Here is a 1315-nt window from a genome sequence, read left to right as displayed (position 1 = left end):
ATCTAGCTTATGTGATATATACATCAGGCTCAACAGGAAAACCAAAAGGAGTAATGATTGAGCATAGAAATGTAATCAACCTGACGAAAGGAATGCAAGAAGAGATAGATTTTTCAGAAGGCAAGAAGATGCTGGCTTTGACAACCATGTCATTTGATATATTCGTCCTAGAGACAATAGTGCCGCTGCTTAGTGGAATGACAGTAATAATCGCAGATGAGAAGCAGCAGAAAAATCCTAAGGAAATAAAAAGAATAATAATGGAACATGAAATAGATATGCTTCAAGTAACACCGTCAAGACTTAGGATACTCCTTGAGGATAAAAGCAATGCTTCATTCATGGATACACTAAAGGAACTGATAGTTGGGGGAGAAAAATTCCCAGAAGAAGTATTGGAAGAAAGACAACTAAAAGACAGCAGTGCAAAAATATATAATGTATACGGACCAACAGAAACAACGGTATGGTCAACACTAAAAAGAGTAGACGAAGATGGTGTAACAAACATCGGAAAACCTATAGCTAACACAAGAGCATATATAGTAGGAAAAAGTGGACAAGAGCAAGGGATAGGCATACCAGGAGAACTGTACATAGCAGGTGATGGTTTAGCAAGAGGATACTTGAACAGTGAAGAACTTACAAAAGAAAGATTCGTAGAATCATCATATAGAGACAAAGAAATGATGTACAAAACAGGAGACTTGGCTAAATGGAAGGAAAACGGAGAACTGGAGTATCTTGAAAGGGTAGACAATCAGGTAAAGATAAGAGGATACAGAATAGACCTAGGTGAAATAGAAAAAGAAATCAAAAAATGTGAAGGCATAAAAGAATCAGTAGTAGTAGACTTTGAAGACACAAGCAAATATAAATACCTAAGTGCATATATAGTAGCAGATGAAGAAAAGCATGAAGAAAAAGGGGAAAAAACATCCATAAGCAAAATACGAGAGCATTTAGGAAAAAAACTACCAGAATATATGATCCCATCCTACATGATATATGTAGATGAACTACCATTAACCCCTAACGGGAAAATAGACCGAAAACAGTTGCCAAAACCAGAAGAAAACACAAAAGATAGAGGAGAATACGTAGCTCCTGTAGACGAGATAGAAAAAGGCATGGTCGAAATATGGAAAGAAGTATTGGGAATTGACCGCAACATTGGAACACAGGAGAGTTTCTTTGAGATAGGCGGAAACTCCATAAAAATAATGCAGATGGTAGCAAAAATAGAAGAAAGATTCCAAGTGGAGATAGAATTCAGAACAATATTTGAAGGAAAGACAATCAAAAAAATCAGTGA

The 1315-nt window shown here is 36.3% G+C and carries 1 protein-coding gene; it reads left to right on the top strand.

Annotated features, from left to right (window positions below; translation table 11 throughout):
• On the top strand, positions 1 to 1315 hold a 1315-nt coding region (locus tag QMG30_RS24710), incomplete at both ends, for a non-ribosomal peptide synthetase (protein ID WP_281819899.1).

This window comes from Vallitalea longa (assembly GCF_027923465.1).
In the GTDB taxonomy this organism is placed as follows: domain Bacteria; phylum Bacillota; class Clostridia; order Lachnospirales; family Vallitaleaceae; genus Vallitalea; species Vallitalea longa.
The sequence above is the reverse complement of the archived record's forward strand: the minus strand, read 5'-3'. Positions and strand labels throughout refer to the sequence as shown.